25 protein-coding genes are annotated in these 23,528 nt (G+C 39.6%); 1 reads left to right on the plus strand and 24 read right to left on the minus strand.

Annotation, left to right across the window (positions count from 1 at the left end; all coding sequences use genetic code 11):
- Nucleotides 1-12: 12 nt before the first annotated feature.
- The 19 genes from atpA to prfA all read right to left on the minus strand — a co-directional run bounded on the left by atpA (nt 13) and on the right by prfA (nt 16,851).
- Nucleotides 13-1,524 (minus strand): F0F1 ATP synthase subunit alpha, encoded by a 1,512-nt coding sequence (gene atpA / locus BK585_RS21405; protein ID WP_078556137.1) that lies wholly within the window; start codon nt 1,522-1,524, stop codon nt 13-15.
- A gap of 21 nt (nt 1,525-1,545) precedes the next feature.
- Nucleotides 1,546-2,091 carry a F0F1 ATP synthase subunit delta gene (locus tag BK585_RS21410; protein WP_078556139.1) on the minus strand — a complete coding sequence of 182 codons (546 nt, stop codon included), beginning with the start codon at nt 2,089-2,091 and terminating at the stop codon, nt 1,546-1,548.
- Entirely contained in the window at nt 2,088-2,582 is a 495-nt protein-coding gene (atpF, locus tag BK585_RS21415) for a F0F1 ATP synthase subunit B (RefSeq protein WP_078556141.1), read from the minus strand. The genes BK585_RS21410 and atpF overlap by 4 nt, the downstream gene beginning before the upstream one ends.
- A 99-nt stretch (nt 2,583-2,681) precedes the next feature.
- A complete protein-coding gene (atpE, locus tag BK585_RS21420; protein WP_078556143.1) occupies nt 2,682-2,894 on the minus strand; it encodes a F0F1 ATP synthase subunit C in 213 nt (70 codons plus the stop codon).
- A 69-nt stretch (nt 2,895-2,963) separates the two neighbouring features.
- On the minus strand, nt 2,964-3,698 hold the full coding sequence (atpB, locus tag BK585_RS21425; protein WP_078556145.1) for a F0F1 ATP synthase subunit A: 735 nt from the start codon (nt 3,696-3,698) through the stop codon (nt 2,964-2,966).
- Nucleotides 3,699-3,703: 5 nt separating this feature from the next.
- Nucleotides 3,704-4,096 carry an ATP synthase subunit I gene (locus BK585_RS21430; protein ID WP_078556147.1) on the minus strand — a complete coding sequence of 131 codons (393 nt, stop codon included), beginning with the start codon at nt 4,094-4,096 and terminating at the stop codon, nt 3,704-3,706.
- A complete protein-coding gene (locus BK585_RS21435) occupies nt 4,093-4,317 on the minus strand; it encodes an AtpZ/AtpI family protein (protein ID WP_078556149.1) in 225 nt (74 codons plus the stop codon). The genes BK585_RS21430 and BK585_RS21435 overlap by 4 nt, the downstream gene beginning before the upstream one ends.
- Nucleotides 4,318-4,790: 473 nt before the next feature.
- Entirely contained in the window at nt 4,791-7,031 is a 2,241-nt protein-coding gene (locus BK585_RS21440; protein ID WP_078556975.1) for a S8 family serine peptidase, read from the minus strand.
- 822 nt (nt 7,032-7,853) lie between these two features.
- Nucleotides 7,854-8,483 carry a uracil phosphoribosyltransferase gene (gene upp, locus BK585_RS21445; RefSeq protein ID WP_078556151.1) on the minus strand — a complete coding sequence of 210 codons (630 nt, stop codon included), beginning with the start codon at nt 8,481-8,483 and terminating at the stop codon, nt 7,854-7,856.
- Nucleotides 8,484-8,624: 141 nt separating this feature from the next.
- Complete coding sequence (locus tag BK585_RS21450) at nt 8,625-9,866, minus strand: serine hydroxymethyltransferase (RefSeq protein ID WP_078556153.1); 1,242 nt, start codon at nt 9,864-9,866, stop codon at nt 8,625-8,627.
- Nucleotides 9,867-10,007: 141 nt separating this feature from the next.
- Complete coding sequence (locus BK585_RS21455; protein WP_078556155.1) at nt 10,008-10,586, minus strand: TIGR01440 family protein; 579 nt, start codon at nt 10,584-10,586, stop codon at nt 10,008-10,010.
- A gap of 19 nt (nt 10,587-10,605) precedes the next feature.
- A complete protein-coding gene (gene rpiB / locus BK585_RS21460) occupies nt 10,606-11,052 on the minus strand; it encodes a ribose 5-phosphate isomerase B (protein ID WP_078556157.1) in 447 nt (148 codons plus the stop codon).
- 80 nt (nt 11,053-11,132) lie between these two features.
- Nucleotides 11,133-11,576, minus strand: coding sequence for a low molecular weight protein arginine phosphatase (locus tag BK585_RS21465; RefSeq protein ID WP_078556159.1), 444 nt, complete (start codon nt 11,574-11,576; stop codon nt 11,133-11,135).
- A gap of 31 nt (nt 11,577-11,607) precedes the next feature.
- Nucleotides 11,608-12,153, minus strand: a complete 546-nt coding sequence (locus BK585_RS21470; RefSeq protein WP_245805884.1) for a manganese efflux pump MntP — start codon at nt 12,151-12,153, stop codon at nt 11,608-11,610.
- Between the two features lie 64 nt (nt 12,154-12,217).
- Nucleotides 12,218-13,264 carry an L-threonylcarbamoyladenylate synthase gene (locus BK585_RS21475; protein WP_419095553.1) on the minus strand — a complete coding sequence of 349 codons (1,047 nt, stop codon included), beginning with the start codon at nt 13,262-13,264 and terminating at the stop codon, nt 12,218-12,220.
- A 161-nt stretch (nt 13,265-13,425) separates the two neighbouring features.
- A complete protein-coding gene (locus BK585_RS21480; RefSeq protein ID WP_078556160.1) occupies nt 13,426-13,869 on the minus strand; it encodes a GNAT family N-acetyltransferase in 444 nt (147 codons plus the stop codon).
- 218 nt (nt 13,870-14,087) lie between these two features.
- Nucleotides 14,088-14,702, minus strand: coding sequence for a stage II sporulation protein R (gene spoIIR / locus BK585_RS21485; RefSeq protein WP_078556162.1), 615 nt, complete (start codon nt 14,700-14,702; stop codon nt 14,088-14,090).
- A gap of 210 nt (nt 14,703-14,912) precedes the next feature.
- Entirely contained in the window at nt 14,913-15,764 is an 852-nt protein-coding gene (prmC, locus tag BK585_RS21490) for a peptide chain release factor N(5)-glutamine methyltransferase (RefSeq protein ID WP_078556981.1), read from the minus strand.
- A 16-nt stretch (nt 15,765-15,780) separates the two neighbouring features.
- Complete coding sequence (gene prfA / locus BK585_RS21495) at nt 15,781-16,851, minus strand: peptide chain release factor 1 (RefSeq protein WP_078556164.1); 1,071 nt, start codon at nt 16,849-16,851, stop codon at nt 15,781-15,783.
- A gap of 339 nt (nt 16,852-17,190) precedes the next feature.
- Between prfA and BK585_RS21500 the strand changes: the two genes are divergently transcribed.
- On the plus strand, nt 17,191-18,528 hold the full coding sequence (locus BK585_RS21500) for an FAD-dependent oxidoreductase (RefSeq protein ID WP_078556166.1): 1,338 nt from the start codon (nt 17,191-17,193) through the stop codon (nt 18,526-18,528).
- Between the two features lie 69 nt (nt 18,529-18,597).
- Here BK585_RS21500 and BK585_RS21505 read toward each other — a convergent pair whose 3' ends face one another.
- From BK585_RS21505 to BK585_RS21525, 5 genes are all read right to left on the minus strand, one after another.
- Entirely contained in the window at nt 18,598-19,053 is a 456-nt protein-coding gene (locus tag BK585_RS21505; RefSeq protein ID WP_078556168.1) for a hypothetical protein, read from the minus strand.
- 97 nt (nt 19,054-19,150) lie between these two features.
- Nucleotides 19,151-19,750 (minus strand): thymidine kinase, encoded by a 600-nt coding sequence (locus tag BK585_RS21510; RefSeq protein WP_078556170.1) that lies wholly within the window; start codon nt 19,748-19,750, stop codon nt 19,151-19,153.
- A 122-nt stretch (nt 19,751-19,872) separates the two neighbouring features.
- Entirely contained in the window at nt 19,873-20,118 is a 246-nt protein-coding gene (locus BK585_RS21515; RefSeq protein WP_078556172.1) for a type B 50S ribosomal protein L31, read from the minus strand.
- 109 nt (nt 20,119-20,227) lie between these two features.
- A complete protein-coding gene (gene rho, locus BK585_RS21520; RefSeq protein ID WP_078556174.1) occupies nt 20,228-21,502 on the minus strand; it encodes a transcription termination factor Rho in 1,275 nt (424 codons plus the stop codon).
- 438 nt (nt 21,503-21,940) lie between these two features.
- Nucleotides 21,941-23,227 carry a UDP-N-acetylglucosamine 1-carboxyvinyltransferase gene (locus BK585_RS21525; protein ID WP_078556176.1) on the minus strand — a complete coding sequence of 429 codons (1,287 nt, stop codon included), beginning with the start codon at nt 23,225-23,227 and terminating at the stop codon, nt 21,941-21,943.
- Between the last annotated feature and the right edge of the window lie 301 nt (nt 23,228-23,528).

The raw sequence follows: 23,528 nt of genomic DNA on the forward strand, positions 1-23,528 counted from the left end.
ATTTTCAGAAGATTACTTACTTGTGTTAAAGCCTTTTTTGAACTCTTCAATAGCAGCGTTCAAATCGCTTTCTTCTGGAAGACCGCCAGTTGTACGAATGTGTTCAAAAAGTTCCTTCTTGTTATGGTCAATAAATGTAGCCAATTCTGCTTCGAATCGTCTAATATCTTCAACCGGAATATCATCTAAGAATCCTTTTGTTAAGGCATAAAGGATTGTAACTTGTTTTTCAACAGATAATGGCTCATGTAATCCTTGTTTTAATACTTCAACTGTACGAGCTCCACGGTTAAGTTTTGCTTGTGTCGCTTTATCAAGGTCAGAACCAAACTGAGCAAATGCTTCTAACTCACGATAAGAAGCTAGGTCAAGACGTAATGTACCTGCTACTTTTTTCATCGCTTTAATTTGAGCAGATCCCCCTACACGAGATACAGAAAGACCAGCGTTAATCGCAGGACGTACCCCTGAGTGGAATAAGTCAGATTGTAAGAAGATTTGTCCATCTGTGATGGAAATAACGTTTGTTGGAATATAAGCTGATACGTCACCAGCTTGTGTTTCAATAAACGGTAATGCTGTTAGGGAACCAGCACCTTTTGCATCACTTAACTTCGCTGCACGCTCAAGTAAACGAGAGTGTAAGAAGAATACATCCCCTGGATAAGCTTCACGACCTGGAGGACGACGAAGTAATAATGAAAGCTCACGGTATGCCGCTGCTTGTTTTGTTAAGTCATCATATACTACAAGAACGTGCTTGCCATTGTACATGAATTCCTCTCCAAGAGTAACCCCTGTATATGGTGCTAAGAATTGAAGCGGAGCAGGCTCAGATGCACTCGCTGTTACAACGATTGTGTAATCTAATGCGCCTTTTTGACGTAATGTTTCAACTACGCCAGCTACCGTTGATTCTTTTTGACCAATCGCAACATAGATACAAATCATATCTTGGTCTGCTTGATTTAAAATTGTATCGATCGCTACAGCTGTTTTACCAGTTTGGCGGTCACCGATAATTAACTCACGTTGTCCACGGCCAATTGGAACAAGAGCGTCGATCGCTTTAATTCCTGTTTGTAATGGCTCATGAACTGATTTACGATCCATAACACCTGGTGCTGGACTTTCAATCGGACGAGTTTTAGACGTTTCAATTGGTCCTTTTCCATCAAGTGGTTGGCCTAGTGGGTTAACAACACGTCCTAAAAGTGCTTCACCTACTGGAACCTCCATGATACGACCTGTACGTTTTACTTGGTCTCCCTCACGAATATCGCGGAATGGACCTAAGATTACAATACCGACATTATTTTCTTCAAGGTTTTGCGCCATACCCATGACACCGTTTGAAAACTCTAGTAACTCACCAGACATAACGTTTTCAAGACCATGAGCTAGGGCAATACCGTCACCGACACGGATAACCGTACCAACATCTGATACTTCAATATCAGATTGAAAACTTTCAATCTGCTGTTTAATCAGAGAGCTAATTTCCTCTGCTTTGATGCTGCTCATTCCATTCACCCCTATCTTCTACTAGCGTTTTTGCAACAATCCACGTTGCAGGCGGTCAAGTTGTCCTTGTAAGCTTCCGTCATAAATACGGTCACCGATACGAAGCTTGATTCCACCAATGAGGTCTTTATCGACAATATTTTCAATCACTAATTTTGTTTTACCAATTTTACGAGCAAACACTGTAGAAAGCTCGTTTTTCTCTTCCTCTGATAATTCATAGGCAGAGTATACTTTCGCTTCAGCGATATTTAACGCATCAAGAGAAAGTTTTTTGTACTTATCTATTAACGGTAAAAGAATATCAATTCGTTTGCGGTCAATTAGTAAGAAAATGGTTTGGAACACGATTTCACTTACATTTGAACCAAAGCTGTTACGAATGAGTTCTTTCTTTTTACTAGCTACTACTTTAGGATTCATTAAAACAGTCATAAAATCCGGTGTTGCTTTCACTACTTGCTTAACAAGCTGAAGCTCGTTTTCCACTGTGTCTAGCACATTGTTTTCTTTAGCAAGTTGAAAGAGTGCAACGGCGTAACGATTCGCTACTGCTTGATTGCTCATAGCTCTTCGCCTACCTCTTTAAGATAATCTTCAACAAATTTCTTTTGTTGTTTTTCATCTAGTTCCTTTTCAATGACCTTTGTTGCGATTAATACTGATAAGGAAGCAACTTGCTCACGAAGGGAGGCAACAGCTGCTTCTTTTTCTTGCTGTATTTCAGCAAGAGCAGAATCTTTAATTCTTTCCGCTTCTCCTCTAGCAGCATTGACAATGTCTTGTCCTTGCTTTTCGCTCATCTTTTTCGCATTTTCTAAAATCGATTGTGCTTCTTGACGAGCATTTTGGATTTCTTGACGTTGTTGTTCTAAATATTTTTCAGCTTCTTTACGGTCTCTTTCAGCAAAATCAATTTGCTCATTAACCATATTTTGGCGTTTTTCCATCATGCCCATGATAGGCTTTAATGCAAATCTACTTACGACCCATAGTAATGTTACAAAGGCCGCTAACTGATAAAGGGCAGTACCCCAGTTAACTTGAAATCCTTCCAAGTGGTGTCACTCCTTTCGTATGACGATACATAAGGAATGGCGAAGGTTCAAATAAGAACTCGTCGCCATTTTTGCATCATTTCCTTGTATTAACGACTTTTATAGGAATAAAAGTAAGAATGAAATTACGATCGCAATGATTGGAACTGCCTCAGCAAGAGGTACTCCAATGAACATTAATGTTTGTAATTGTCCACGTAATTCAGGTTGACGAGTTACACCTTCGATTGTTGCCTTTACGATAATACTTACTGCGATCGCTCCACCGATCGCTGCTAAACCTGCTACTATTGCAACTGCTAATGCTGTCATGATTTAAAATCCTCCCTTAAAATATAAAAATGATTTTTTTAATTATTAAAAACGCTCATAGAGCATTATTTAATGATGTTCTACTTTGTGGGCCATATACACCATTGCTAACATCGCAAAGATATATGCTTGAATCGCCCCGATAAAGATACTAAATGCTTGCCAAATCATTAATGGCACAAACATGGCGACACCGGTAAAGAATCCTCCGATACTGCCAAACAATCCATATCCACCTAACCCAACAATTAATACCATTAGAATTTCTTTCGCGTAAATATTACCGAATAAACGCATTCCAAGTGTTAGCGTATTTGCAAACTCTTCAATGACTTTGAACGGAAATAAAAACGGAACTGGTTCGAAATAGCTTTTGACATAACTACCAAAGCCTCTAATCGAAATCCCGTAAATATGTGTTAGCACAATGACAAATGCGGCTAAGCTTAGAGTCAATACGGGGTCAGAAGTTGGTGACTTCCAGTAGACTTCATGATTATTTACGTTATAAATTTCAAAAGGTATCCCCAACATATTCGCGACAAACACGAAGAAAAGAAGTGTAAACGCGAGAGCTGTAAAGCGGCCTCCTGTTTTCCAGTCCATATTTGCTTTAATGATGTTCTGCACAAACTCAATTGCCCACTCAAGGAAGTTTTGCATTCCAGATGGTCTCATTTGAAGATTGCGGGAACCAAAAAAACAAATTAAAAAAACAATAATACATGCAACGGTTGTCATAATCACTGTTGATGTATCGAAACCCAACCCTAAGAATTCAAAACTGGGTGTAGTGTGTTCCAAAGATTTCACCTCTTTCTTATGAATTCAATTGTCATATCTATAAGTAGAAATATATAAATCAGGGCTAACCCTGTAATGACCGAAATCAAATCAATGGTTTCTGGAAACGAAACTGCTAGCGCAACCGCACAAACAGCTAGTCCAAAACGAATTAACATACCAAAGGAAGCTATCCCATTTGCAAGATAGGCTTTTCCTGACATTCCCGCGGCTCTATCGCCAACGACTTTCGTTTTAATATAGATGGTACAGAGATTAATATAACTGAATGATAGGCCTATCACTAGACCGAGGAAGTGGGATTGATAAGGTGTTATTATGTACCCAATTAAAAACAAGAGTATAAAAATGGCGGTAACAATCGTAAATCCCTTCATTTTTTGTTGCAGAGATGTCATTCGTCACCGTCTCCTAAATATGGTTGAACTACTTTGTATACTCCATAAAATCCACTGATTAGTCCCATAAAGAGAAATAATATGACAAACAGTGGCTTTGCTCCAAGTTGATTACCAACCCAAATACCTAAGAAAACACCACCAACGACTCCTCCAACGATATACGAGGAAATAATTGAAACTAAAGCCATTGCACGTAACGAACGTTTTTCTAAAGGCATCTTACTCGCTCCTTCACCATCTTTTTCGGAGCTATTCAATCTAATATGTATAGGGCCAAACCCTTATCACAATAACCTTTATAATCGTACAATAGGGTCATCCACATGTCAACGAATTTTCACATTATTTACTCAGCTCGATAAACGAATGTGATATTTGTCACACTTCTGTCATATTTCCTACCAATGGACCAGTTTACTTTTTTCCTTCTCATTATACCCAACTTATAAAAAAAACAACATATTTCCCCTAAAAGACAACGTATCCTTTAGGAGGGCACTGAAAAGTTCGGTTTTTTAACTTTTGCAGGGCTCTCTAAGCAATGTGCGTAACCGTTGCATTTTTTAAAGCCTGCTACGATTGGGTTTCTCGTAGCAGGCGAGCAACTGGTGGAGCCATTGCAACCATAATCAAAGGCATTGAAAAAGTTGATTTGTACTTTTTCAGTGGCTTCTCCTTTAGGGGATAATCATTATTGTTCCGTTTCAAGAAACTCGCCTATCAAAATGGCCGTTTCAAGAGTGTCTTCTTGTCCATCTTGTTCCGCAAAAACAAGAGCCTTATATATTCCATCTTCAAGGTCGAGGTCGTTTAATTCTACCTCAAGAAGTCCTCTTGCTACATTCTCCTTGGCATCTAAATAGTCTATAAATTCAAATGTATCAGGGTCATATAAAGCGATACCTACTTCTTCTGCTCCTCCTGGCAAATACATCTCATAGCGGTAACTTTCCTCGTCGTCCCCTCGTTGAAAGTTAAATGCCATTACTCTTGGATAATTTGGTTCTTCTATAAAGAATAAATACGGAAGGACAATATCTTCTTTCCCACCCTTTACAAGAATCGTTCCATTATGGATTCCCTCATCTAGGACAGCAGGGAAAATATCCATCGTAATGGTGACATCCTTTTTTTCGTCCGGTTTTAACTCAAACGAAAATGGAACCTTCCACTGTACACCGTCTGGAGCGTCAATTGGAGGAACTACATAATAGGTTGTTGTCACGTCTCCTTTGTTTTCAACCGTTACCGTCATGTTTTTTGTTTCACGACGGTCATCTCTTGCCCATTTTCCAAAAGATATGGCTCCAGGATAAACGAGCGTATCGGCATTCACCGCTTGTTCAATTTGAATTCTACCTGCGCCTTGTTCATGTGGCATGTATTCATTTCCATCATTGTTTTCTAATCGTTTTGCAGTGTTCATTAATGCGGCTTTGATTTGGTCCGGGGTCCAATCCGGGTGCGCTTGTTTTATTAACGCGGCCGCTCCGGCAACATGAGGTGCTGCCATGCTCGTGCCATTTAAACCTAAATATCCATTAGGGATGGTGCTGTCAATCGCTACACCTGGAGCAACAAGGTCTGGTTTGACTTCCCAGGTTTGCGTGACAGGTCCTCTGGATGAAAAAGGTGCAATTAAATCTTCTTCGTGGCGATAGATTGTTCGTACCGTCGTTTCTTTCCGGTCTTTTTCGATTTGCTCTAAAAGCCACTCTCCATCTTCTTTGGAGATTGCTGATACCGGAATGTCAATCTTATCTTGAATGACACCCACAAATGGACCCTCTGTATTATTGTAAATTAATACACCTTTGGCTCCAGCCTTCTTGGCACGTTTTGCTTTTTCAGTGAACGGAAGGACACCTCTTTTAAAAAGAATTATTTTACCTGTCGCATCCTCTAGGTTGTCTTCCAAGCCAATGTCTGCATTTACAATTTCAAAGTCCCTTTTTAAATTCCACGGTTTGGCCCCAGCCATTTGTTGAAGGGAGATTTCCCGCTCTTCACCAAATATAGTGACATACGGCGTTTTTAACGGTGGCGATGATGCTCCGACCGAAATCGCTTTGGTCGATGTTCCAGGTGAACCGACCGTCCACATATTCGGACCACTATTTCCATTGGATGTCACCGCTACGATTCCTTTTTCGACCGCTCTGTCTAGGGCAATGCTCGTTGGCCAATCAGGACCATTTACTGCATTTCCTAGCGATAGATTAATGACATCGACGCCATCTTCCACTGCTTTTTCAATGGCTTCAATGACTTGTTCTGTTGTTCCTTGTCCACCAGGTCCAAGTGCCCGGTATACATATAAGTCAGCTTCTGGAGCTACACCCTTCACACGACCGTTCGCCGCAATGATGCCTGATACATGCGTTCCGTGCAAAGTAGCTCCCCCTTGAGCTGGTAAAGTTTCCATTGGATCGTCGTCACAGTCGACAACATCAAACCCACCTTTATAATTCCTTTTTAAATCTGGATGGTTATAGTCTATCCCCGTATCGATGACGGCTACCTTTACCCCTTTTCCGGTTAACCGGTGACCATTCTCACCAAACTGAGATCGAATGTCTCCACCACCGATAAAAGGAACACTTTCATTAATAAAAGCTTTATAATTTACAACCTTGTCCACACGTTCAATGCCTGATATTTGTTTTAATACTTCTACGTCTTTTTCTGGTAGTTCAAATGAAAACCCTGTAAATAAAGTTGAAAAGGTTTTTCGGACCTTTCCATTCGGTATGGATTGATGAATCGTATTGAGAACTTCTTCTAAACGACTCTCCTCAACTTCAACCATCACTACAGTTTCATGGTCTACGCTAAGAGCGGGTAGTGGAGGCCGTTCCGGGAACTTACTGGCTTCAACTCCTGCTTGAGCTGTAACTAGTAAGCAAATGAGTAACAACAACACTTTTCTCATAAACATGACGTCCTCCTTACAAGACTTATTCATGTAGTATTTGTTAGTTTTCTCAATATCATGTGTGAAGAAGTGGTTTTCTTGAATTCATGGTGTTTTTATTGGGTATGGACTTCATTTTGATTATGAAGACTTCTTTGGTTTTTTTACTTATGTTTCGGTCTTCATTCGCCTTATGAAGACCCTCTCTGCTCTTTTTCCTCTTCGTTTTGGCCTTCATCGACCCTATGAGGGCCCTTTCGCTTCTTTTTTCCTCATGTTTTGGTCTTCATCAACTTTATGAAGACCTTTTCTGCTCTTTTTCCTCTTCGTTTTGGTCTTCATTCGCCCTATGAAGACCCTTTCTGCTCTTTTTCCTCTCTGTTTCGGTCTTCATCGACCCTATGAAGACCCTTTCTGCTCTTTTTCCTCTCTGTTTCGGTCTTCATCGACCCTATGAAGACCCTTTCTGCTCTTTTTCCTCTCTGTTTCGGTCTTCATCGACCCTATGAAGACCCTTTCTGCTCTTTTTCCTCTCTGTTTCGGTCTTCATCGACCCTATGAAGACCCTTTCTGCTCTTTTTCCTCTCTGTTTCGATCTTCATCGACCCTATGAAGACCCTTTCGCTTCTTTTTTCCTCATGTTTTGGTCTTCATCAACTCTATGAAGACCCTTTCTGCTCTTTTTCCTTTTCGTTTCGGTCTTCATCGACCCTATGAAGACCCTTTCTGCTCTTTTTCCTCTCTGTTTCGGTCTTCATTCATTCAAAAGAAGTTTTTATTCAATTAAAAAAAGCTTGAGGACGTTTCCCCAAGCTTTTTCCGTTACTTCACTAACTTTATTTACTTTGTTCCGAATAGACGGTCACCTGCGTCTCCTAGACCAGGGACGATGTATCCTTTTTCGTTTAATTTTTCATCCATTGCTGCTAAGTAAATGTCTACATCGGGGTGTGCTTCTTTGACGATGTCGACTCCTTCAGGGGCTGCAATTAAGCACATGAGTTTAATTGTTTTGGCGCCTCGCTTTTTCAAGCTGTTAATTGCTTCAACCGCAGAGCCTCCTGTAGCTAACATCGGGTCAATGACGATAAATTCACGCTCTTCGACATCTGTCGGAAGCTTTACGTAATATTCTACCGGCTGTAGTGTTTCTGGGTCACGATATAACCCAACATGGCCCACCTTTGCAGCTGGAATTAATTTAAGAATCCCATCTACCATTCCAAGTCCTGCACGCAGGATCGGAACTAGTCCCAATTTTTTACCAGCGATCTTCTTAGATGGGGCTGGTCCTACCGGTGTTTCCACTGTGACATCGCGCAGAGGCAAGTCTCTTGTAATTTCGAAGGCCATTAATGCTGCAACTTCATCGACTAATTCACGGAACTCTTTTGTACCAGTTGATTTATCACGGATATACGTTAGTTTATGTTGGATTAATGGGTGGTCAAAAACGAATACTTTGCTCATGTTATTAGCTCCTTTATCATAACTTCTCACATAGTATTATACCTAAAAAAGAAATTATAGCTATAAAAACGACAACGACGTTTTTGTGACTCATGTTTCAAAAAAAGAGCTAGGGTTTTTCACCCTAGCTCTCGTTATTACTTATAGGTTTGGATACATTGGGAATTTTTCTGTTAATACGTTGATGCGTGCAGCTGCTTCTTTTAATTTAACTTCATCTTCAATGTTTTTCAAAGTGAACGCGATAATCGAACCAAGTTCTTTCATTGCTTCTGGGTCTAGTCCGCGAGAAGTCACAGCAGCTGTACCAATACGAATTCCACTTGTTACGAATGGACTTTCAGGGTCGAATGGAATCGCATTTTTGTTCGTAGTAATCCCTACTTCATCTAATGCTTTTTCAGCGACTTTTCCTGTTAATCCAAGGTTTTGTAAGTCTAATAGTAATAGATGATTATCTGTTCCACCTGATACTAGGTTGATGCCTTCTGCTGTTAACGTTTCTGCTAGTTGCTTCGCGTTGGCAACGATGTTGTTTGCATAGACTTTGAAGTCATCTTGTAAAACTTCACCAAATGCTACTGCTTTTGCAGCAATGACGTGCATAAGTGGTCCACCTTGGATACCAGGGAATACGGATTTATCAATTTTCTTACCGAATTCTTCTTTACATAAAATCATTCCACCACGTGGTCCACGTAATGTTTTATGAGTTGTCGTTGTTACGAAGTCACAGTATGGTACTGGATTTTGGTGAACTCCAGCAGCTACTAAACCAGCGATATGAGCCATATCGACCATTAAGTAAGCTCCCACTTCATCAGCAATTTCACGGAACTTTGCAAAATCAATAGCTCTTGGATACGCACTTGCGCCAGCCACGATTAATTTTGGTTTATGTTCAATGGCTAAATCACGTACAATGGCATAATCAATTGTATGTGTTTCTTTGTCTACACCGTACTCAACAAAGTTGTATTGAACGCCACTGAAGTTAACTGGGCTTCCGTGAGTTAAGTGACCACCGTGAGAAAGGTTCATCCCTAATACCGTGTCACCATGCTCAAGAATTGTAAAGTAGACAGCCATGTTCGCTTGTGCTCCTGAGTGAGGCTGTACGTTCACATACTCTGCTCCGAAGATTTGTTTCGCACGGTCTCGCGCTAAATCTTCAACGATATCAACATACTCACATCCACCATAATAGCGTCTTCCTGGATATCCTTCCGCGTATTTGTTCGTTAGCACTGAACCTTGAGCTTCCATTACTGCTTCACTTACAAAATTCTCTGATGCAATCATTTCAATTTTGTCACGTTGACGTCCTAACTCTAACTGTACCGCTTCAAAAACTTTAGGATCCTGTTTCTTTAAATTCTCCATCCTTATACCCCTTTCAACCTTTAACATTCGTGTTTTTCTATCTATCTTTTATTTTCAAGTATATATTACCATGAATCAACGACTAAAATCCGTACTTTTTTATAGTTTTTTAATAAAATATTAGGATTACACAAAAAAACCTTAACAATTAGGTTGTAATCCGCTTTCATTTTGAGAATAAACTGCACGTTGGCCACCGATTAGCTTTGGTCTTGTTGTCGCTAATGTCACATGAGCTTGTCCAATTTGTTTAATTTTACTTCGAACAGGCACAGCCACATGCTTGATGTGCATCCCAATGAGTGTATCTCCAATGTCTATACCCGCATCTGCTTTAATAAACTCAACCACGACAGGTTCTTTTAATTGGCTATAGGCATGAGCAGCCATCGCTCCGCCTGCTTTTTTTACGGGGATAACCGTAACCTCTTCCAACTGAAACATATTTGCTGTTTCGCGTTCGACGACCAGTGCTCGATTTAAGTGCTCACAACATTGAAAGGCAAGATGAACATTTGTTTTTTTACGGAATGTTATAAAAGCTTGAAACAAAGCTTCACTTACAGTTTCAGAACCGCTTGTCCCAATTCGTTCACCGATGACCTCACTCGTGCTTGTCCCAATAACAAAAATATCATGTTCAGTTAATGATTTTGCTATTAGTAAGTCATCAAGAATGCTTTGTACATCCGCTTGAATCTGTTCTGCTGATAATTCCATACTCTTGCCGCCTTTCTTATTAAGAATGACTCTCTTCTATGTTTGTGATTTTGCCCACTCTAGTTGCGTGACGCCCGCCTTCAAATTCTGTTTCAAGCCATATTTTTGTTATATCACGAGCTAACCCAGGCCCGATAACTCTTTCGCCCATTGCTAATATATTTGTGTCATTATGTTCTCTTGTTGCTTTGGCACTAAATGTATCATGAACAAGCGCACAACGAATGCCTTTTACTTTATTCGCAGCAATAGACATACCAATTCCTGTACCACAGACTAGGATGCCCCTATCCACTTCTTTTTCAACGACTTTTTTTGCGACTGGTAATGCATAATCTGGGTAATCTACCGAATCAGTGCAGTCACAGCCTACATCTTCATAGCTAATTCCCATTTCATCCATCAATGCTTTTAGTTCCTCTTTAATGTTAATTCCACCATGATCAGAGCCAATTGCTACTTTCACACTTCTTCCACCTTTCTCTTGCTTCCATCTTTTCTCTTTAGTTGCATCATATCTGTTAATGATTTATCGATCAACTGTTTTTACTGTTCTAATGCTTCTGGTAGCTTGTTCACTAATCTTTCTATTTCCGCAGCTGTTGTTCGGTATGTTTCAACCGGTCCGCCGAATGGGTCTTGAATATCCTTATCGACTTCAGCCCCTTCAACAAACTCCTTAAGTGTATATAGTTTAGGGAGAGCATCCGGAAATCTTTGCAAAATGGCATATTTGTGTCCTTCTGTCATCGTTAGGATTACCGTGGCCCAATTGATAAGTTCTTCGGTAAGCTGTTGTGACGAATGATCGCATTCCAAACCTTTTTCGGTGAGAACTTGTTTTGTCCCGTCTGAAGCATCACTTCCTACGGATGCGAACACCCCTGCTGATTTTACATCAATGGTTGGGTCTTGCTTTTGGCGAAGCATCATTTCAGCTATTGGACTACGACACGTATTTCCTGTGCAAACGAACAAAACATTTTTCATGTAGTAGCACCCCTATTCGTTTCTTTATATTTTATGGTATTAATAGTTTAATTCCAAATCCAAGTAAAATACAACCGCCGAGCAGTTCGCCGTATGAGCCAATGATACCTTTAAATTTTGAACCTGTTAAAAGACCTGCCCAAGCAAGCAACATACTCATTACCCCAAAGGAAAGAACAGTCAGAACGGTTTTCGCTCCTAATACTCCTAAGCTCAACCCTGCCGAAAAACTGTCAAGGCTTACTGTGATTGCAAATACAAGTAGTCCGATTCCTTCCGGAGAAGCCATTCGTGATTCTTCCTCGCTTTTTAAAGAGGAATACGCCATTTGCAATCCCAAAAAGACAAGCAGCCCTCCGCCTATCATCGTTGCGAGCATTCCAAAATGCTGGGAGATTAATTTTCCAGCCATTATTCCTATGAGTGGCATCAAGACGTGAAACGCCCCGATTGTTACACCTATCTGAAAAATTTGCTTGTATCGAAGTCCGATCATTCCCATACCTAATGCGATTGAAAAAGCATCCATTCCTAGCGCCGTTGCCATAATGAGTAGTGTAACAATTTCATTAACCACCCTATATCTCCCCCCTTGACCATGCTAATCCAATGTATGCATGACCAAGGGAAAATAAGACAACCTATCTAATAATTATTCCTGAAGCGGCCTTTTCAAGCCGGTTCATAATGGCTAGTCCAACACCTTCTTGTGGAAAAGTTTCTGAAAAGATTACGTCTACGTTTTCCTCATCAAATACTCGTAAAACTTCATATAATTTCTGGGCTACTGTTTGAAGATGAGCGCGTTGTCCACAAGCAAGTACAACATCAGCTTGATACGAAGTTTGTGATTCTTCAGTGGCTAACACGCCCACTCGCATTCCTTCTCCTTGCTTTTCAATAATGAGTTGCTGAATTCGCTCAGTTCCGCCCTCTACTAATTGGAGCGGGGCATTGGGGGCATAGTGTGTATATTTCATTCCAGGTGATTTCGGTGCTGCTGATTTCTCAAACAACGCTTTGTCTATCCCTACTGTTCCAACGACTTGTTCGATCTGTTCTTTCGTCACGCCACCTGGTCGAAGAATGATTGGGATTTCTCCTGTACAATCGACCACTGTGGACTCAACGCCAACACCTGTACTTCCTCCATCAACAATCGCCATAATTTTGCCGTTCAAATCATGAAAGACATGACATGCGGTTGTGGGACTCGGCTTTCCTGAGCGATTCGCACTAGGAGCTGCAATCGGTACACCCGCTTCTTCTATGAGAGCTAAAGCTACTGGATGATCAGGTACTCGGATCGCTACTGTATGTAAGCCTGCTGTTACGTATTCAGACACCTTCTGCTTACTCACACAAACTAGAGTTAACGGCCCAGGCCAAAATTGGTCCATGAGTAATTCTGCGTAGGCAGGGGGAGCACCAATTAAGTCAAGCGCTTGTGATTTTGAAGCGATGTGGATAATAAGTGGATTATCTTGCGGACGACCTTTCGCCTCAAAGATTTGGCTTATCGCCTCATCTAGAAATACATTTCCACCTAACCCATATACGGTCTCTGTTGGAAATGCAACGACCTCTCCATTTTTTATCCACAAGGCTGCATCCTTTATTACACTCAACTTTTTTAAATCCCCACTAACGTTATCCACAGTTAGTACTTTTGTCTGTTTATAACTCACTTTTTCCTTCACCCCATCATCTCTGGCCTACATCACTCCCTCTATCCTCAAGGAAGCCTGCTGTCAGTAGCTGTTTGAAAAATCTGTCTATCGTTCTTTTTATCATTTTTTAGCCAAAAAAACAAGTTATCCAGTCCATGTGGATAACTTGTGTATAACTATTATTTTTCTAATTTTGTAGCCATCACTTTCGTAACTCCTTTTACATATTGACTAAAATGTTGAGAATTCTCAATATGTGCTGGAATTGATTCGCCCGGTATTTCTTCAAAACCAAGATACTCAAAAATCGGGAGAGCACTCTTTGTTAATAAATATAAATTTTTCACCTTTTGGCGTTTTGCAAATGCTAGAGTGACTTCAAGAAATTCCAGACTCACCTTCGCATCTAAATTCTCTGACCTAATGACTAGAGAACGCAATAACCCGTCTTCTCCCAATCGTTCAATGCCAACCGTACCGACAATTTGTTGGTTACTGTCTTCAATCACCAAAAAATCATTTATTTGATGTTCAATTCCTTTTTCCTCAAGACCAGCCTTGGCCACTAATCTTTGAATCGGCAATAAATCCTTTTCTTCTGCAATTCGAACAACCATGCTCATTTTCTAAATCCTCCTCTAGTGTACAAGCTTTAATACACTCTATGAAAAGAATCTAGTAAATATGATATGAAAAGGGACAAAGTCGCTTTTCTTACATGCGATGCGCGAAGCCACTGCATCTTTTGAAGAGTGCTTTAATAAGTGTACTTCTTATTAAAGCACTCGCAGTGAGCGAAGCCATCGCACTTCCTGAGTTAACTTAAGGCATCTCTGCACTTCTAAAACACATTCTTCACCCAATCGAAGACGTTATTTGCTAGATTGACTACAAAAAACTCTACAACTACTTCATCACTTGTTTCTTCTTCTGTTTCTTCTTCATGTTCCGCAACATCACCATTTGTAAAATCTAAGAAGCATAACGGTGGAAATAACACACACCACCAGTTTTCTCCTTTACCTTCACCAAGTGTGATTAAAACTGCGTCGTACTCACCTGCAGGATACACAAGATTTCCATATAATTTTGTTGGGAAATCAACTCTATTAAATTCAACTGTAAACGTTTGGTCTAAGCCAATGCTTTTTAATTGTCTCTCTACGATTTGTTCAATCTCTGCTAGATTTCCTTCAATCGTTGCTTTCGCTTGTTCTAAATCTTCTATATCTTGAACCCATTCTGTAATCGATTGATTCACTTCATCACGAATTTCTCGTTTTAACCATTGGTCTTTGATTGCATCACTGTTAGCTAGAATACGTAATCGGATTGCTTCTTCTTGACTAACTTCTTCATGATGAGAAGCCACTGCAATATGCTGCTGAGCCTCCCAGTTTAACACAAGTACAAATAAAGAGAATAATAGATAGATAACAACTTTTTGATTTACCATTTATAGCACCGCCCCTTCACATTCACAGTGTGGACAGCCTACTCAAAAAATAAACAAAAAAGTGTTCGACAAATACTTACAATCTACTATTCTAGTTTTTTTACATAGACAAAGAGTGGGACAAACGGTTAAAAAACGAGGGCACTGTAAAGTTAAAAACCGAACTTTTTTTCATGCCCTCTGAAATACAACTATTTCCCACCTTTTTTTCTATTCTACTCGCGCAAAAACCATTCTATCTTTTCCATTGATATCAAGAACGACCTCGACTATTGCAAGCGGGAATGTATCTTGAAGTAATGTTGCAACTGCATCTCCTTGCCCTACCCCTACTTCAAAAGCAATTAAACCTTTTTCCTTAAGAACTAGTGGTATTTCATTCATGAAACGCCTGTAAAAGTCGAGCCCATCCTCGCCACCTACAAGAGCTCTCGTTGGCTCAAAGTTTTTTACATTTTTATCGAGTCCTTCAAAATCGACTTGAGGGATATATGGTGGATTTGAAACGATGATATCGGCTTGTCTTTCTTCATTAATAAAAGGCCGTAACAAATCCCCTTCGACAAACGTCACAGAGGCTCCTAATCTTTTTGCATTTTCAGAAGCGATGCTTAAAGACGTAGGCGCTATATCTGTTGCTGTTACGTTCAGCTTATGATTTTCTAATGCGAGTGTAATCGCAATGGCACCACTGCCGGTACCAACATCAATGACGTTTAGTCTTCGATTAGGAAAATAAAGTTTCACTCTATCCAGAATTCCAAGCACCAATTCTTCTGTCTCAGGTCGAGGAATGAGTACTTCTTGATTCACTTTAAAGATTCGCCCATAAAACTCTTGCTCTCCTGTTATATATTGAACAGGAGTTCCTTTTGCAAACGTTTCTACATCCTGTTTAAAAGCAACAACCATTTCTTCCGACAGTTGCTCTTGCATCGAGATAAATAATTGTGTTCTTGTCTTTTGGAGACGATGGCAAAGCAAAATCTCTGCAGCTTTTTGTTCTTTTCCCTGTTCTTCTAAAAAAGAAGAAGCCCAGTGGAGGGCTTCAAATAATTTCATGCTTTCGTTCATAAGTTTACTCCTCAGCGTTTTGCATAAGTTCCGCTTGCTCTTCCACTATCAGAGCATCAATAATTTCATCGAGCTTTCCTTGCAAAATTTGGTCAAGCTTTTGAATCGTTAAGCCAATTCTATGGTCGGTTACACGACTTTGTGGGAAATTGTACGTACGGATTCGCTCAGAGCGGTCTCCTGTTCCCACTGCAAGCTTTCTATGTTGGTCGTATTCCTTTTGTGCTTCTGACTGAAATTTGTCATACACACGAGCACGAAGTACTTTCATTGCTTTTTCTTTGTTTTTAATTTGCGATTTTTCATCCTGACACGAAACAACTACCCCTGTAGGGAGATGCGTAAGTCGAACAGCAGACATCGTTGTATTTACACTTTGTCCTCCAGGTCCACTTGATGCGAACGTGTCGACACGGATATCTTTATCGTGAATATCCACTTCCACCTCTTCAGCCTCAGGTAACACGGCTACTGTAGCCGTTGACGTATGAATCCGTCCACCTGACTCAGTCGTTGGAACGCGCTGAACGCGATGAGCTCCATTTTCATACTTAAGCTTTGAATAAGCTCCTTTTCCGTTCACCATAAAAATAATTTCTTTATAGCCGCCAAGTTCTGTTGGTGTCGCTTCAATAACTTCTGCTTTCCAGCCTTGAGCTTCTGCAAAGCGGGAGTACATCTTGAAAAGGTCTCCAGCAAATAACTGCGCTTCATCTCCACCAGCAGCTCCGCGTACCTCAACAATTACATTTTTATCATCATTCGGGTCTTTCGGTAATAAAAGAATATGAAGTCTCGCTTCAAGTTCTTTGGATTGATCTGACAATTCACTTATTTCTTCTTTTACCATGTCATACATTTCTGGGTCTAACTTTTCTTCAAGCATTGCTTTTGCATCTTTTAATTGCTCGGTAACTTGCTTATATTCTCGATATGCGACTACCGTTTCTTCTAAGTCGGATTGTTCTTTCGAATAGTCCCTTAGTTTTGTTGAATCATTAATAATATCTGGATCACTCAATAATTCATTTAAGCGGTCATAGCGATCCTCTAGTGATTGTAATCTGTCAAACACGACCTTCACCTCTTCATTTCAGTCCATAACATTCTAATTATAGTATACGCACAATATGCTAGTCAAAATAAGTCTAAATTAGATTTTATTTTTTTGAGGGCACTTCAAAAGGTAATTTACCTTTTGAAGTGCCCTCTTAGCTATAAGCATAACCGTTGCAATTTTTTAGAGCCTGCTACGAGTGGTGTTCTCTTAGCAGGCAGGCAACGAGTGAAGCGATTGCCATTATAATCAAAGCCATTGAAAAAGTTGATTTGTACTTTTTCAATGGCTTCATCTTTTATTGATGCTTTTTTAGGGTAAACCTATAGTGAATGAAGAAAGTTGAGGTGTTCTTTTATGAACTATGTCATTATTGGTGGCGATGCAGCAGGAATGAGCGCAGCCATGCAAATTACAAGAAACGATAAAGAAGCTAAAATCATAACTTTAGAAAAAGGCTCCTTTTACTCTTATGCTCAATGCGGTTTACCTTATGTGATTGGTGGAAAGATTGCATCAACTGATAAATTGGTGGCAAGAACGCGAGAAACTTTTATTGAAAAGTATGGAATTGACGCACGCATTTTACATGAAGTGACGAAAGTGGATGCTAAACAGAAAAAAATAATTGGTCATAACCATCAAGACCAGACCATGTTTGAGTTAGAATACGATAAATTACTGATAGCCACAGGAGCTGAGCCGATCATCCCTCAATGGAAAGGGGCAGACATAGACGGTGTTCATACGATTAAGACCATACCTGATATCCAGCGGTTACAAAAAGATATTGAAAAACATGATGTAAAAGACGTTGTTATTGTTGGAGGAGGTTACATTGGGCTTGAAATGGCTGAAAATTTAGCTGTGCTTGGTTTTACAATTAGTATCATCGAACAAGCGCCTCAACTAGCTACGATATTTGATTCAGACATGTCCGAATCTATTCATCAAATAGCACGTGGTGCAAATGTTAAGTTGTTTTTAGAAGAATCCGTAACAGAAATAACTGGCGATACCCGTGTAACTAATGTGAAGACTGACAAACGAACGATTCCAGCAGACCTTGTCATTATTTCTGTTGGCGTTCGACCAAATACAAAAATTATTTCTGAAACAGGGATAGAATTAACAGAGTACGGAGCTATTAAAGTGAACGAAAAGATGGAAACAAGTATACCTGACATTTATGCAGCTGGCGACTGCGCAACACAGTATCACCGAATAAAGCAAAAAAATGATTATATCCCTTTAGGAACGCACGCAAACAAGCAAGGTCGAGTTGCTGGACTTTCAATGGTCGGGATTCATCGGACTTTTCCAGGTGTCGTTGGAACAGCGATAATGAAGTTTTTTGATTATACTTTTGGTCGAACTGGCATCTCAGAAAAAGAAGCTAAAGAAATGGAGTTAGCTTATGGAACGATCGAGGCTGAGCTTCCTCATATCGCGGGCTATTATCCAACACCCGAACAGCTAAAGATGAAAATCATTTATGAAGTAGGAAGCAACACACTTCTTGGCGCTCAAATTATCGGAAAAGAAGGCGTAGATAAAAGAATTGATGTTCTCGCAACAACCCTTTTTGCAAAAATGACTCTAGATGAGATTGAAGACTTGGACTTAGCCTATGCACCACCTTACAATGGAGTATGGGACCCGGTGCAACAAGTAGCACGAAGAAGAGAAAAATAAGCTTTCTTATTTCAAATGCAAAAAAGTACCTCAACGGTTGAAAAGACCGTTTGAGGTACTTCAATGGTGTTAAGAAGACGTTGTTTCGTTCACATGAACGTCATAACGAGGAATCGTTTGGTGTAACGATGTTTGCAATTCTTTAATTTTTTGTTTTCTTTCGTTACTTTCCATGCCCTCTGCATGAACATTTATCCAAGCATGATGTCCAGCAATGATGACCGAACCGGGACGAAAGCCTTCTTCTAACACAACACTTCTGATGATTTCTTCATCATCACCTAAATCTTGCCTAGTTGTCGATAACGTCCGAAATGAAGGGCTATGGTTGATTTCGCCATCGTAATAATAATCATCACGATTTCTAATCTCGCCATAATTAATCGGTCCAGGACCAAACAAACCGTACGTCACTTGCTGTGCATTAATTCCTTGCGTTCCTTGAACTGAGTTAGCCTGTGGCGGATTTGCTGGTGTACAAGCACCGAGAGTTAGCAAAGCCGCAACGATCATTGCTTTTTTCATTGAGGCACCTCCATAATTGTGTATGGCGCTGCCTTATTAGTTTTTACCCGATGAAGAGCAAAATCACCCGTTAAAACAAACCAACTCGACTACGATTTCACAGATGAGTTTTGATTTTACTCTTTTTTGGTACTTCATGACATTTTCGGCATCGTGGCTCATAACTTTCTGATGCCCCCACCAATATAACTGGGTCATGGTACGATGCTGGTTCGCCGTCAATTAATCTTTGTGTTCTGCTTGCAGGTGCCCCACATTTTGGACAAACGGCATGGAGCTTAGCCACGTCTTCTGCTAGCGCTAATAATGCTGGCATTGGACCAAAAGGTTCGCCTCGAAAATCTTGGTCAAGCCCTGCACAAATCACGCGAAGGCCACTATTTGCTAACTGAGTCACCACTTCTATAATTGGTTCATCAAAAAATTGCACTTCATCTATAGCAACAATTAATGTTTTATCTTCAATATTAGAAAGAATTTCAAAGGATGTATTAACTGGCACTGCGATAACCTTTGTTCCATTATGTGAAACCACTTCATTTGAACTATAACGATTGTCTATAATTGGTTTAAACACTTGCACTTTTATGTTTCCATAGCTAGCACGGCGTACTCTTCTAATTAACTCCTCAGATTTTCCAGAGAACATACTGCCACAGATTACTTCAATCCAGCCATCTTTTTTTACTCCGAACATATAGCATTCCCCACCTAATCAAATGATAAAAAACAAACGATGAAGTTAATTAAATTGGTTACTGATATAAAAAAAACAGGCAAGTCTCCCTGCCTGTTATTTCTTTACCTTTAAATAAAGAATTATTTAAGGTTGTATTTTTTCTTAAAGCGATCAACACGTCCACCAGCATCATCAAGTCTTTGCTTACCTGTGTAGAATGGATGTGAATCAGAACTAATCTCCACTTTTAAAAGAGGATACTCGTTGCCATCTTCCCACTCAATCGTTTCGTTTGATGATTTTGTAGAACCGCTTAGAAACTTAAATCCAGTACTTGTATCTTGGAATACAACTTTTCTGTAATTAGGATGGATTCCTTGTCTCATTGGTTGTTTCAACTCCTTTTGCCCTGAATCTATTTGAAACAGAGTTATTCACACATGACGAAATTATAACAATGTCACGAGCAATTTGCAACTGCAATTTTGCTTGTCCTTATTTTATTTTTCGATTTGGTCCGGTCATGTCCTTTGAGATGGACTCAAAAAACTCTTCATTTGTCTTTGTTTCTTTAATTCTGCGGATAAAATGGTCGACAAATTCTGGAGAATCATTCATTGATTTACGAATAGCCCATAATTTATCAAGCTGGTCTTTAGGTAATAGCAATTCTTCTTTTCGTGTTCCTGAGCGACGAATATCGATCGCCGGGAAAATACGACGTTCTGAAAGCTTACGGTCAAGGTGAAGCTCCATGTTACCTGTTCCTTTAAATTCCTCATAAATCACGTCATCCATACGTGATCCTGTTTCAACTAGGGCTGTAGCTAAGATCGTTAAGCTTCCGCCTTCTTCTATATTACGAGCCGCTCCAAAGAAACGTTTTGGACGGTGAAACGCTGCAGGATCAATTCCCCCGGATAATGTACGACCACTTGGTGGAATAACTAAGTTATATGCTCGAGCTAGTCTTGTAATGCTATCCATTAAGATGACTACATCTTTTTTGTGTTCAACAAGTCTCATCGCTCTCTCAAGGACAAGTTCTGCTACCTTAATATGATTTTCAGGGACTTCATCAAACGTCGAGCTTACGACTTCAGCTTGAACAGAACGTTCGATATCTGTCACTTCTTCCGGTCTCTCATCGATTAATAAAACAATCAACTCAACTTCCGGGTGATTTTCAACAATGCTGTTAGCTACTTCTTTCATCAAAATCGTTTTACCGGCTTTTGGTGGCGCTACAATAAGTCCACGCTGTCCAAAACCGACAGGAGACACTAAATCAATTATTCGTGATGATACTCGTTTTGGAGCCGTTTCTAACTGAATTTTGGTCTCTGGATAAAGAGGTGTTAATGCTGGAAAATGAGGACGTTCTTTTGAAGTATCTGGGTCTTCACCATTTACTGCTTCTACATGTAATAAGCCATGGTAGCGTTCATTTTCCTTTGGAGGTCTTACTTTCCCGGATACTTTATCGCCATTTCGAAGGTCAAAGCGTCGAATTTGTGAAGCTGAAATATAAATATCCTCTGAACTAGGCATATAATTAATAGGGCGAAGGAAACCAAATCCTTCAGATTGAATAATTTCAAGAACCCCTTCCATAAACATCAGGCCATCTTTTTCAGCTTGTCCTTTAAGTATTGCAAATATCAATTCTTTTTTATTGAGTTTACTGTAGTACGATACCTTATATTGACGAGCTAGCTCATACAGCTCTTTTAGTTTCATACTTTCTAACTCTGCTAAATTTACACCCATTATGACACCACTCTTTTTTTATTTTAGATAAACATTAGACTTCAATGGTCTCTTTCTACGTAAAAAAACATCTTCTATACCATGAGAAATACACACATGTTTGAACAACATATTCCTTTATTGCCTACAGCTGTCATTATGAATTTGAAAGGTGTTTTTTTGTACACCTGAACATAAAATAGGGAACGGTACGTATTTTTGGGTTGAAGGAGACTTACTATTTGAAGCAAGTAGAAGAATTGTTAAACTAATAGAATTACATATTACTTTTATATTGTATCCTTTTTCGAGAAATTTATCCAATAGAAGCTATTAGAAAAGTAAAAAAAGTACGCTGAACTCTATAAAAAGTCAGCAATACTTCATTGGATTTTCTCCTCTAGTTATGCTTGCTCTTAAATCAAGGCCAAGGATACTCACTTGGCCTTGATTTACCCATTAAGAGCTTTTTACCGACTCTATTTCTTCATCTGTTAGTTTCTCTCTCCATACTTTGGCACCTAAACTTAGAAGTTTGCTCTCTAAACACTCATACCCTCTATCTATGTGTTCTAAACCAGAGATTTCAGTTACTCCTTTTGACACTAATCCAGCAATGACAAGTGCCGCTCCAGCTCGTAAGTCACTTGCTTTGACCTTTGCTCCTTGAAGCATAGTTGGTCCTGAAATGATAGCCGAACGTCCTTCCACTTTGACATTCGCTCCCATTCTTCTCAATTCATCAATATGTTTAAACCGTGCATTATAAATCGTATCCGTTACAATGCTTGTTCCTTCTGACTGAGTAAGAAGAGTACAAAATGGCTGTTGTAGGTCCGTTGGAAACCCTGGGTACACTAGTGTTTTAATATCAACACCTTTTTTAAGTCCAGTGTTATGGATCATAAGCTTGTCATCGTATTCATCAATGACAACTCCCATTTCTCTTAGCTTTGCAATTAACGACTCGACATGGTAGGGAATTACATTGTCAATGATCATCTTTTGTCCAATTGCCGCTGCCATAATCATATATGTTCCAGCTTCAATTCGATCAGGGATAATCGTATGGCGACAACCTTGTAAACTCTCGACACCATTAATTCTAATCACATTGGTCCCAGCGCCTTTAATCTTAGCTCCCATGCTCGTAAGTAATGTTGCAACATCAATAATTTCAGGCTCTTTCGCTGCATTCTCAATGATAGTTTGTCCTTTTGCCTTTACAGCTGCAAGCATGATGTTAATCGTGGCCCCAACACTTACTACATCTAAGTATATTTTCGCACCGCGAAGTTCATCTGCTCGAAGATAAATCGCACCTTGCTCATTTGTAACTTTAGCTCCAAGTGCTTCAAAACCCTTAATGTGTTGGTCAATCGGTCTTGGTCCTAAATTACATCCTCCGGGTAACCCAATAACAGCCTTTTTAAATTTCCCAAGCATGGCACCCATCATGTAATAGGATGCTCGTAGTTTTTTCACACGTCCATTTGGTAACGGCATAGCTATCATATTACTAGGGTCTATTTTAATTTCTTGCTCATCTAAGGAAACCTCTCCCCCGATTTCGGTAAGAAGCTCTCCTAACAACTGAACATCAGAAATTCGTGGCAAATTATCAATAACTACAGGTGAATCTGCTAAAATTGCTGCAGGAATGAGGGCTACTGCACTGTTTTTAGCACCGCTAATTTGTACTGTGCCTTCTAACGGGTATCCGCCTTCTATTAGTAACTTTTCCATTAAATTCACTTCCTCATCCATTCTCATTTCATATGAAAGACATCCATGCGAACAGTTATCCATCATTATATCCAATATTAATTAAGTTTAAATGATAGAACCTAGAAAGTATAATATTTTTTTAAAATAATTATGTATTTTTGTGTATAAACGTTGTTATATCAGTTGTTATATCGAAGTTTGAGTCTCATGAATGTAAAAAATAATTTGTGTACGTTCATAGGAAGGGATTTTTTTCACAAGACATTCATGAAATTCAAACGATGGATAACCAGCTTGTACAATAAGAAAACGGTAAAAG

This window comes from Bacillus alkalicellulosilyticus, from assembly GCF_002019795.1.
Lineage (GTDB): Bacteria > Bacillota > Bacilli > Bacillales > Bacillaceae_F > Bacillus_AO > Bacillus_AO alkalicellulosilyticum.

Coding starts and splice junctions, on each gene's coding strand:
- atpE (WP_078556143.1), bottom strand. CDS start 2,894: ATGACAGCATTAGCAGTTGCAATAGTAGCAGGTTTAGCAGCGATCGGT.
- BK585_RS21455 (WP_078556155.1), bottom strand. CDS start 10,586: ATGGAATTATCAGCAGAACAGATTCAAGCGGATGTACAAAGCATTCTT.
- BK585_RS21410 (WP_078556139.1), bottom strand. CDS start 2,091: ATGAGCAATCAAGCAGTAGCGAATCGTTACGCCGTTGCACTCTTTCAA.
- BK585_RS21450 (WP_078556153.1), bottom strand. CDS start 9,866: ATGGAGAATTTAAAGAAACAGGATCCTAAAGTTTTTGAAGCGGTACAG.
- spoIIR (WP_078556162.1), bottom strand. CDS start 14,702: ATGGTAAATCAAAAAGTTGTTATCTATCTATTATTCTCTTTATTTGTA.
- BK585_RS21510 (WP_078556170.1), bottom strand. CDS start 19,750: ATGTTCGGAGTAAAAAAAGATGGCTGGATTGAAGTAATCTGTGGCAGT.
- atpA (WP_078556137.1), bottom strand. CDS start 1,524: ATGAGCAGCATCAAAGCAGAGGAAATTAGCTCTCTGATTAAACAGCAG.
- BK585_RS21465 (WP_078556159.1), bottom strand. CDS start 11,576: ATGAAAAATGTTTTGTTCGTTTGCACAGGAAATACGTGTCGTAGTCCA.
- BK585_RS21500 (WP_078556166.1), top strand. CDS start 17,191: ATGAACTATGTCATTATTGGTGGCGATGCAGCAGGAATGAGCGCAGCC.
- upp (WP_078556151.1), bottom strand. CDS start 8,483: ATGAGCAAAGTATTCGTTTTTGACCACCCATTAATCCAACATAAACTA.
- BK585_RS21440 (WP_078556975.1), bottom strand. CDS start 7,031: ATGAGAAAAGTGTTGTTGTTACTCATTTGCTTACTAGTTACAGCTCAA.
- BK585_RS21505 (WP_078556168.1), bottom strand. CDS start 19,053: ATGAAAAAAGCAATGATCGTTGCGGCTTTGCTAACTCTCGGTGCTTGT.
- BK585_RS21435 (WP_078556149.1), bottom strand. CDS start 4,317: ATGCCTTTAGAAAAACGTTCGTTACGTGCAATGGCTTTAGTTTCAATT.
- BK585_RS21430 (WP_078556147.1), bottom strand. CDS start 4,096: ATGACATCTCTGCAACAAAAAATGAAGGGATTTACGATTGTTACCGCC.
- rho (WP_078556174.1), bottom strand. CDS start 21,502: ATGGGTGTAAATTTAGCAGAGTTAGAAAGTATGAAACTAAAAGAGCTG.
- BK585_RS21525 (WP_078556176.1), bottom strand. CDS start 23,227: ATGGAAAAGTTACTAATAGAAGGCGGATACCCGTTAGAAGGCACAGTA.
- BK585_RS21480 (WP_078556160.1), bottom strand. CDS start 13,869: ATGAGCATGGTTGTTCGAATTGCAGAAGAAAAGGATTTATTGCCGATT.
- BK585_RS21515 (WP_078556172.1), bottom strand. CDS start 20,118: ATGAGACAAGGAATCCATCCTAATTACAGAAAAGTTGTATTCCAAGAT.
- prmC (WP_078556981.1), bottom strand. CDS start 15,764: ATGAAATTATTTGAAGCCCTCCACTGGGCTTCTTCTTTTTTAGAAGAA.